The sequence below is a fragment of the Actinoplanes sp. NPDC048791 genome, assembly GCF_040650095.1.
Lineage (GTDB): Bacteria > Actinomycetota > Actinomycetes > Mycobacteriales > Micromonosporaceae > Actinoplanes.
Genome location: NZ_JBEZGQ010000310.1, coordinates 1 through 8,300, shown reverse-complemented (window position 1 = coordinate 8,300; position 8,300 = coordinate 1). Strand labels below are relative to the sequence as shown.

At 71.9% G+C, this 8,300-nt stretch carries 9 protein-coding genes and 1 pseudogene; 7 read left to right on the top strand and 3 right to left on the bottom strand.

Translation table 11 applies throughout. The annotated features are described in order from the left end of the window. On the top strand, positions 1-750 hold a 750-nt coding region (locus AB0C29_RS22290), incomplete at its 5' end, for an amidase family protein (protein WP_360823103.1). A 22-nt stretch (positions 751-772) separates the two neighbouring features. Then, on the top strand, positions 773-1,996 hold the full coding sequence (ilvA, locus tag AB0C29_RS22285) for a threonine ammonia-lyase (RefSeq protein WP_360823101.1): 1,224 nt from the start codon (positions 773-775) through the stop codon (positions 1,994-1,996). Positions 1,997-2,049: 53 nt separating this feature from the next. Here the strand turns inward: ilvA and greA are convergent, their stop codons facing one another. Both greA and AB0C29_RS22275 read right to left on the bottom strand, forming a co-directional pair. Beyond that, positions 2,050-2,544 (bottom strand): transcription elongation factor GreA, encoded by a 495-nt coding sequence (greA, locus tag AB0C29_RS22280; protein WP_360823098.1) that lies wholly within the window; start codon positions 2,542-2,544, stop codon positions 2,050-2,052. Positions 2,545-2,634: 90 nt separating this feature from the next. After that, a complete protein-coding gene (locus AB0C29_RS22275) occupies positions 2,635-3,054 on the bottom strand; it encodes a DUF4307 domain-containing protein (protein ID WP_360823095.1) in 420 nt (139 codons plus the stop codon). A 112-nt stretch (positions 3,055-3,166) separates the two neighbouring features. Here AB0C29_RS22275 and mca point away from each other — a divergent pair, with 112 nt between their 5' ends. From mca to AB0C29_RS22250, 5 genes and pseudogenes are all read left to right on the top strand, one after another. Next, on the top strand, positions 3,167-4,048 hold the full coding sequence (gene mca / locus AB0C29_RS22270) for a mycothiol conjugate amidase Mca (protein WP_360823092.1): 882 nt from the start codon (positions 3,167-3,169) through the stop codon (positions 4,046-4,048). 16 nt (positions 4,049-4,064) lie between these two features. Next, positions 4,065-4,421: a hypothetical protein gene (locus tag AB0C29_RS22265; protein WP_360823089.1), complete on the top strand. Its 357-nt coding sequence runs from the start codon at positions 4,065-4,067 to the stop codon at positions 4,419-4,421. A 259-nt stretch (positions 4,422-4,680) separates the two neighbouring features. Beyond that, positions 4,681-7,032, top strand: a pseudogene (locus tag AB0C29_RS22260) (EAL domain-containing protein); the annotation flags it as partial. An 83-nt stretch (positions 7,033-7,115) separates the two neighbouring features. Further along, positions 7,116-7,625, top strand: a complete 510-nt coding sequence (locus AB0C29_RS22255) for an endonuclease/exonuclease/phosphatase family protein (protein WP_360823086.1) — start codon at positions 7,116-7,118, stop codon at positions 7,623-7,625. A 12-nt stretch (positions 7,626-7,637) separates the two neighbouring features. Next, on the top strand, positions 7,638-8,060 hold the full coding sequence (locus AB0C29_RS22250) for a hypothetical protein (protein WP_360823083.1): 423 nt from the start codon (positions 7,638-7,640) through the stop codon (positions 8,058-8,060). On the opposite strand, the gene AB0C29_RS22245 is transcribed toward AB0C29_RS22250, so the two are convergent. Beyond that, the coding region (locus AB0C29_RS22245) for a hypothetical protein (RefSeq protein ID WP_360823080.1) at positions 8,053-8,300 on the bottom strand (248 nt) is incomplete at its 5' end. The genes AB0C29_RS22250 and AB0C29_RS22245 overlap by 8 nt on opposite strands.

The following is an 8,300-nucleotide window of genomic DNA, read 5'->3' as shown; positions in this document are numbered from 1 at the left end:
GACGGCTGGTTCGGGCTGACCGAGAACGGCGTCCTGGCGACCACGGTTGCGGACGCCACGCTGGGCTTCAGCGTCATGGCGGGCCGCGCCCCGGCCAAGCTGGTCCAGCCGGACAAGCTGCGGGTCGGCGTCTCGCTGCGCTCACCGGTCGCCGGGGTACGCCCGGACGAGCCCAACCGCGAGGCAGTGGCAAAGGCGTCCAAGCTGCTCGTCGGTGTGGGCCACGACACGGTCACGGCCGACCCGCCGTATTCGACCGCGGTCGGCCTGGCCGGGCTTGCCACCTGGTTCGCCTGCGCGTACCGGGAGGCCGACGCGGCCGGGCTGGACGTCCGGACCCTGCAGCCGCGCACCCGCCGGCACATCGCGCTCGGCAAGCTCATGTGGCGGCGCGGCTGGGTCGGGCAGCGCCAGCGGGACGCCTGGCGGGAGAAGAGCATCCAGTTCTTCGCCGAGAGCGGCATCGACGTGCTGCTCACGCCCGCTCTGGCGGCCGCGCCGCCGCCCGCCGACGGGCACGCCGCGGGCAGCTGGCGGCGCAACATGCAGATCAACATGGCGTACGCGCCCTACGCCGCGCCGTGGAACATCGCCGGGCTGCCCGCGATCGTGGTGCCGGTCGGCCTGCGCCCGGACGGCCTGCCGATCGCCGTGCAACTCGTCGGCCCGCCCGACTCGGAGCTGTTGCTCCTGGCCATCGCCGGGCAACTCGAGGTGGCCAACCCGTGGCCTCGTCACGCCTTCGTATGAGCCGGGTGGCACGATTCGACTCATGACCGATCTGCTGGAGCTCGCCGACATCGAGGCCGCCCGAGCCCTGCTCACCGGGGTCGTCAAGACCACCCCGCTGGAGCACTCGATGCCGCTCACCCGCACGCTGGGCGTGCCGACGTGGCTCAAATGCGAGAACCAGCAGCGTGCGGGGTCGTACAAGGTGCGGGGGGCGTACACCCGGATCTCCCGGCTCTCCGACGCCGAGCGCGCCCGCGGCGTGGTCGCCGCGAGCGCGGGCAACCACGCCCAGGGCGTCGCCCTGGCGGCCAGCCTGCAGGGCGCCAGGTCCACGGTCTTCATGCCGGAGGGCGCGCCGCTGCCCAAGGTCTCGGCCACCAAGGGGTACGGCGCTTCGATCGAGTACGCCGGCACGACAGTCGACGACGCGCTGGCGGCGGCCCGCGAGTTCGCCGACGCGACCGGGGCGATCCTGATCCACCCGTTCGACCACCGCGACATCATCGCCGGCCAGGGCACGGTCGGCCTGGAGATCCTCGAGCAGTGCCCGGACGTCGGCACCATCGTCACCGCGGTGGGCGGCGGCGGCCTCATCTCGGGCGTCGCGGTGGCCGCCAAGGCGCTGCGCCCGGACATCCGGATCATCGGCGTGCAGGCCATCGGCGCGGCGGCCTACCCGCCCTCACTGGCGGCGGGGGAGCCGCTGACCCTGGACCGCTCGGCGACCATCGCCGACGGCATCGCGGTGATGCGCCCCGGCGTGCTGAACTTCGCCCACGTCAGCAAGCTGGTCGACGACGTGGTGACGGTGACCGACGAGGACCTGTCGGCGGCCCTGCTGGTGCTGCTGGAACGCCACAAGATGGTGGTGGAGCCGGCCGGCGGCGCCTCGGTGGCGGCCCTGCTGACCGGCAAGGTCGACCTGAAGCCGCCGATCGTGGCCATCCTGTCCGGCGGCAACATCGACCCGATGCTGCTGCTCCGGGTGATCGAGCACGGCCTGGTGTCGGCGGGCCGCTTCCTGCGCCTGGCCGTACGCACCGGCGACCAACCCGGCGAACTGGCCCGGCTGCTGGCGGAGATCGCCGAGCAGCGGGCCAACATCGTGGATGTGGCCCACTCGCGGCAGAACCCGCGGCTGAGCTTCGGCGAGGTCGAGGTGCAGCTCTCGGTCGAGACCCGCGGCCCGGACCACTCGGCCGCCCTGATCGGCGCACTGCGCAGCCAGGGCTACCCACTGACCCTGCTGTCCGGAACCCCCTGACACGAGATCGCCGGACCCGTCGAGCGGGTCCGGCGGGATCTCGCGTCTGCGGGCTAGCCGCCGAAGGGGGCGAACTCGACCACGGTGACCTTGATGTCCGCGCCGCTGGGGGCGGTGTAGGTCACGGTGTCGCCCGGGCCCGCGCCGAGGATCGCCTTGCCGAGCGCCGACTCGGGGCTGTACACCGTGTAGTCGGTGGTCGCGGCGATCTCACGCGAGCCGAGCAGGAACGTCTCGGTGTCGCTCTTGTCGTCGTCGAAGTAGATCGTGACGACCGTGCCCGGTGCCACCTTGTCGGCGCTGGGCGCGTCGCCGACCTCCGCCTTGCGCAGGAACTCCTTCAAGTAGAGGATCCGGCCTTCCTGCTTGCCCTGCTCCTCGCGCGCGGCGTGGTAGCCGCCGTTCTCGCGGAGGTCGCCCTCCTCGCGGCGGGCGTTGATCTCGGCGGCGACGGCCGGCCGGGCTGCGATCAACTCGTCGAGCTCGGCCTGCAGCCGGTCGTAAGCGTCCTGGGAGAGCCAGGTCTTCGACGCCTCTGAACTGGTCACAGACTCTTCTCCTTGAACGTACGGGTGGAACGAACAGGCGTACGGAGCGAATCACCAAGCTTACCAGCGGTGCGCACGGCACCCGGTGCGTCAGCCCGCGGCCGCGCACCGGATGACGTCACCGACGGCGGCCTTGGCTGTCGTCGGGACGACCTCGCTGGCGTCGATCGTCGTGGCGGATCCCGCGGCCGAGACGGTCACCGTACGGCGGCCGACTTCCGCGCCACCGTAGTCGCGGGCGCGCAGGCCGCACGTGGCGGAACCCCCGGCCGGCACCCGGACCTTGAAGCGGACCGTCATCTGCTTGTCGGTGACGTCGGACCAGCCGACGATCTGCGCGTCGTAGTCGGGGTCGCCGTACTGCCCGTACAGCCGGACCACCAGGAACACGGCGGCGATCCCGATCAGGAGCGCGAGCAAAGCGGGCAGCAGCAACCGGCGGCGTCCGTCGCGGCGCCGCCCGTAGCGGCCCGGCGGGAATACCGGAGCTGTGGCGCGCGTCTCGCTCACCAGGGGGACCTCTCCTGCGAAATATGTCGGTGCCATCGGCCAGAATGGCCGTGTCCATCTTCGCAGCCGGCACCGGGGTCCTGACGACAAGGCCCGGTCGAGGGAGAAATCAGTGGCTGAGCAGTTGCGTCTCATGGCGGTGCACGCGCACCCCGACGACGAGTCCAGCAAGGGCGCGGCCACGATGGCCCGCTACGTCGCCGAGGGCGTCGAGGTGCTGGTCGCGACGTGTACGGGTGGCGAGCGCGGCAGCGTGCTCAATCCCAAGATGGACCGGCCGGAGGTCATCGCCGACATCGCGAACATCCGGCGGGCCGAGATGGAGAAGGCCCGGTCCATCCTCGGCGTCGACCAGGCCTGGCTCGGCTTCGTCGACTCCGGGCTGCCCGAGGGTGACCCGCTGCCGCCGCTGCCCGAGGGCTGTTTCGGGCTGGTCGACCCGGCCGAGGGCGCGATCCCGCTGATCAAGCTGATCCGCGAGTTCAAGCCGCACGTCATGACCACCTATGACGAGAACGGCGGCTACCCGCACCCGGACCACATCATGTGCCACAAGATCTCGGTGGTGGCCTTCGACGCGGCCGGCGACCCGGAGCAGCACCCCGAGCTGGGCGAGCCGTGGCAGCCGCTGAAGCTCTACTACAACTCCGGCTGGACCCGCGCCCGGATGCTCGCCCTGCACGAGGGCATGCTCGCGGCCGGTCTCGAGTCGCCGTACAAGGAGTGGCTCGAGCGCAGCGAGGAGCGGCCGGACCGCGGCGACAAGATCACCACCCGGATCGAGTGCGGCGAGTACTTCGAGGTTCGCGACGACGCCCTGCGGGCCCACGCCACCCAGGTCGACCCGGACGGCTTCTGGTTCCACGTGCCGATGGAGCTCCAGCAGAAGGTGTGGCCGACCGAGGACTTCGAGCTGGTTCGCTCGCTGGTCGACAGCCCGCTGCCGGAGTCCGACCTCTTCGCCGGCATCCGCGAGCGGGTCGAGGCCCGCTGAGGCGTACCGTGAAGGTATGGACTTCGTGGTGGCGGTCAACAACTTCGGTGATACCCGATCGGGCGGCCTGGCCGGTCCGATGGGTCTGTTCATCATCGTGCTGATGGCCATAAGCACAGTCCTGCTGATCCGCAACATGAACAAGCGGTTGCGTCGGCTTCCTGACAGTTTCCCGGATCCGGCGGCCACCGAGCGGGCCGCCGAGATCGCTCGGCTGGATGCGGACCTGCAGCGACCCGGGGCCACGCCGCGTGGCACCGGCGCTGCGGCGCACCCCTCCGACGCGCCCACCTCGGCAATGGATGCCGAGGTCAATGGCGTGGACCGGATCGACGGCCCGGCGGCCGGCGAGCGGCGCGACGAGAACGCTTAGTTACATCGGACTGGATTCCACTTTGTCAAGGTCCGCCGGCCGCTCTCCGGTGTGTTCTGTCTCTGCCGGAACATTGACAGTGCTCATCCGTCAACCCCTGTTGCGTTCTGCCGGATTGGCTTAGCCTTCCGCCGGGGGGCTTTGACGTCCCTCCACCCTGTGCGGAAAGGGGGCTGACGATGACCATCTTCCAGCCCTCGCTTCCTCCACTGCAGATGCACGTGCATCCGCCAGTGCCGCTGGTCAGCAGGGGGGTGGCATGACTTCCCAGCCCGTCCTCGCGACCGACGCCCGGCGCGATCGAAGCCCCGTCAAGAGCGGTCCGCCGTCGCGACCCAAAGCCGGTCGGGTCCTTACCTGGATCGTCGTCGTCACGGCCTTGCTCGTCGCCGTGGCGGGCATGATCGTTCCGCTGCGCGGGCCGGAAATCGTGTCGCTTTCACCGGCCGGCGCGATCGGCGTCGCCGTCCTGCTCGTGGCGGCCGCGCAACTCGCCCGGCTGCGTTTCCGGGTCGGCCGCGGCACGGTGAGCATCTCCTGGGGCGAGACGGCGTTCATCGTCGGCTTCGCCCTGGCTCCGCCCGGCTGGCTGCCCGCCGCCACTCTGCTCGGTGCCGTCGGGGCCTGGGTCGTCATCACCTGGCTCAACGATCAGCGTGTCGTCGCCGACCTGGTGCACCTGGCCGCCTCGCTGAGTCTCGGCGCCGCCGCGGCGACCACCATCGCGTACGCCATCACCGGCCCCGCCGCACCGCTCGGCAGCGCCCGCACGCAGGTCGGCCTCATCGCGGGCGCGTTCACCTATCTGCTCGTCACGATGGGTCTCGCGGTGCTGACCCTCTCCCTGCACCGGGACGCCCCGCCGGCCCAGATCGCCGTCCGCGCCCTGCACGCCAAGCTGCCGATGTTCGTCGGCAACGTGCTGGTCGGCCTGCTCTCCCTCTTCGCGCTGGTCAACGGGCCGATCTGGCTGCTCGGGCTGCCGCCGTCGCTGTGGCTGCTGCAACGCACCTACCGCTACCACCTGCGCGCCGAGGAGGAACGCCGGATCTGGGAGGCGTTCGCCCGCGCCACCCGCACCCTGGGCGGTTCCTCCGAGCTGGCCGTCGCGGCGGCCGGCCTGCGCGGGGCGCTGGACGTGTTCGGCGCCCTCCGCGTCGAGATCGAGGTCCTGCAGCGCACCGGCAGCCCCCGGCGGTACGCGGCCGACGGCGCTTCGCACGACCCCACCCCGGGTGCCCTGCCCGGTCCGGTGATCACGCGCACCATGACGGTCGGCGGCGCCGAGGTCGGCGAGCTGACCGTGTGGTTGTCCGAGCCGACCCTGCCCGTCGCCCGCGACGAACTCGCCGTCTCCGCGTACGGGGATGCCCTGGCCGGCGCGTTGCACGACGCGGCGGCGCACGAGAGGCTGGCTCAGCTGGAAGAGAAGGTGGCCCACGACGGTGTGCACGACCCGTTGACCGGCCTGGCGAACAGATCCGCGCTGCTCAGCGACGGCGACGCGCTGCTGCACTCGTTCGACCGGGACCGGCAGGTCGCACTGCTGCTGCTCGACCTCAACGACTTCCGCGAGGTCAACGGCACCCTCGGGCACCGGGCCGGCGACGCCATGCTGTGCACGGTGGCCGAACGCCTCACCGACCTGGCCCGCGAGCAGGAACTGGTGGCCCGCCTCGGCGACGACGAGTTCGCCGTGCTGCTGCCGACCATCGCCACCCTCACCGACTCGGCCACGCCGCTGCACGAGACGCCGAACCCGCTGCCCCGGGCCGTGCGCCGGGCCCGCGAGCTGGTCGACCAGCTCGGCCTGCCGATGGAGATCGGCGGTGTCCGGCTGGTCACCGAGATCGCGGTCGGGGTGGCCGTGTCCAGCGCCGGCTCGACCGACCTGGCCGAGCTGATCCGGCGGGCCGGCATCGCCCTCGACCAGGCCAAGGAGCTGCACGTCGGGGTGGCGGCGTACGACAGTGCGCACGACGCCAGCAGCACCGACCACCTGGCCCTGCCGGCCGAGCTCTACGACGCGCTCACCGCTGACGACCAGCTCGTGCTCGTCCTGCAGCCCGAGGTCGACCTGCAGACCGGCGCGCCGACCGGCGTCGAGGCGCTGATCCGCTGGAAGCACCCCCGGCGCGGCATGCTCAACCCGAACGACTTCATCGACACCATCGAGCACGGCGAGCTGCTCGCCCCGTTCACGCGCTACGTCCTCGACCACGCGCTGGCCGCCGCCGCGGACTGGGCCGGCCACGGCCTCGAGCTGCCCGTCTCGGTCAACGTGTCGGCGCGCAGCCTGCTCGACGCCACTTTGCCGGCCCAGGTGGCCGACGCGCTGCGCCGGCACCGGCTGGGCGCGGGCCGGCTGGTCCTGGAGATCACCGAGTCGGTGGCGGTCAGCGACCAGGAGGTCGTGGACGAGGTCATCGCCGCCCTGCGCGAGATGGGCGTGCAGATCTCGGTCGACGACTTCGGCACCGGCTTCTCGTCGCTGTCGTTCGTCACCCGGGTCGCGGTGGACGAGCTGAAGGTCGACCGGTCGTTCGTCACCGACATGACCGACTCGCCCGCGGCCGCCGCCGTGGTCCGGGGCGCGGTGGAGCTGGGCGCCAGACTGGGCGCGCGGGTCGTGGCTGAGGGCGTCGAGACCGCCGACCAGCGCGCTGCACTGCCCTGCCCGCCTACCTCGCGGCGATGCCGGTGGAGTACGCGCACTACACCGTGCAGGGCACGGTCGGGCTGTGGTCGCGGTATCCGCTCACCGAGGCGGCACCGGTCGACATCCGGCCCAGCGGGGTCGGCACCGACTGGAACCGGGGACTGCGAGCCGTCGCCGAGCTGCCCGGCGGGGACGTCGCCGTCTACGTCGCCCATCTGCCCTCGGTGCGGATCGGGGTGGGCGGGCTCAGCTCGTCGCGGCGGGACGAGAGCGCCGCCCGGCTCGGCCGGATGATCGCCGCCGAGCCGATCGGCAGGGTGCTGCTCCTCGGCGACCTGAACTACACCGTGGACGACCGTGCGCTGGCGCCGCTCAGCGCGGAGCTGCGGACGGCCCGGTCGACGTTCGCCTTCAGCTGGCCGGCCCGGGCCCCGGTGGCGCGGATCGACCAGATCATGGGACGGTCGGTGACCGTCACCGAGCTCTGGTCCCTTCCGGCGACCGGCAGTGACCACCTGCCCGTCGCGGCCCGGGTCCGGCTCTGATGGGATACCCCGATGAGCAGCATCATCAGATTCTTCGTCGCCGCCGATGACGAGGCCGCCGAGGCCCAGGCCGACGGCGGTCCGGACGCCGGCCACGAGTCGGTCACCTACGGCAACTTCGACGCCGACCTGGCCCTGCTGGAGTGGGACAGCCTGCTGACCGGCCGCAGCTTCGACGACGCGCTCGCGGCGTCCGCCTCGTCGGTCATCGCCGACGAGGACGACGGCGCCATGATCGTCGCCGCGTCCGCAGAGCTCCAGCAGGCACTGAGCCGCGCGAGCGCGACTGAGCTGGACCGGGTCGGCCGGCAGTGGGCCGCCGACCGGGCCGCCGAGGGCGAGCCCATCGACCCGGAGCTGGCGACCGAGATCCTCGGCGCGGTCGGCCGGCTGGCCCGCACCGAGGAGCAGCGGCTGTACTGCTGGATCAGCTAGCCGCGTAGCCGATGACGCCCTTCAGACCGGGCGGCAGCGGATGCTCGTCGTCGGCGAAGGAGTCGCCCACGGTCGCCGTCACGCCGTGGGCGCGCAGCAGAGCCGGGACCGTGGTGGTGTCGATCAGCACGTTGCCGTGGTGCTCGTCGTCGCGGCGGTAGGTGCCGTCCGGGAGCCGGACGAAGGTGGTCAGCTCCCGGTCGAAGCGGTCCGGCGCCGGCCGGCTGAACCGGGTCACGA

Coding starts and splice junctions, on each gene's coding strand:
- AB0C29_RS22265 (WP_360823089.1), top strand. CDS start 4,065: ATGGACTTCGTGGTGGCGGTCAACAACTTCGGTGATACCCGATCGGGC.
- AB0C29_RS22255 (WP_360823086.1), top strand. CDS start 7,116: ATGCCGGTGGAGTACGCGCACTACACCGTGCAGGGCACGGTCGGGCTG.
- ilvA (WP_360823101.1), top strand. CDS start 773: ATGACCGATCTGCTGGAGCTCGCCGACATCGAGGCCGCCCGAGCCCTG.
- AB0C29_RS22250 (WP_360823083.1), top strand. CDS start 7,638: ATGAGCAGCATCATCAGATTCTTCGTCGCCGCCGATGACGAGGCCGCC.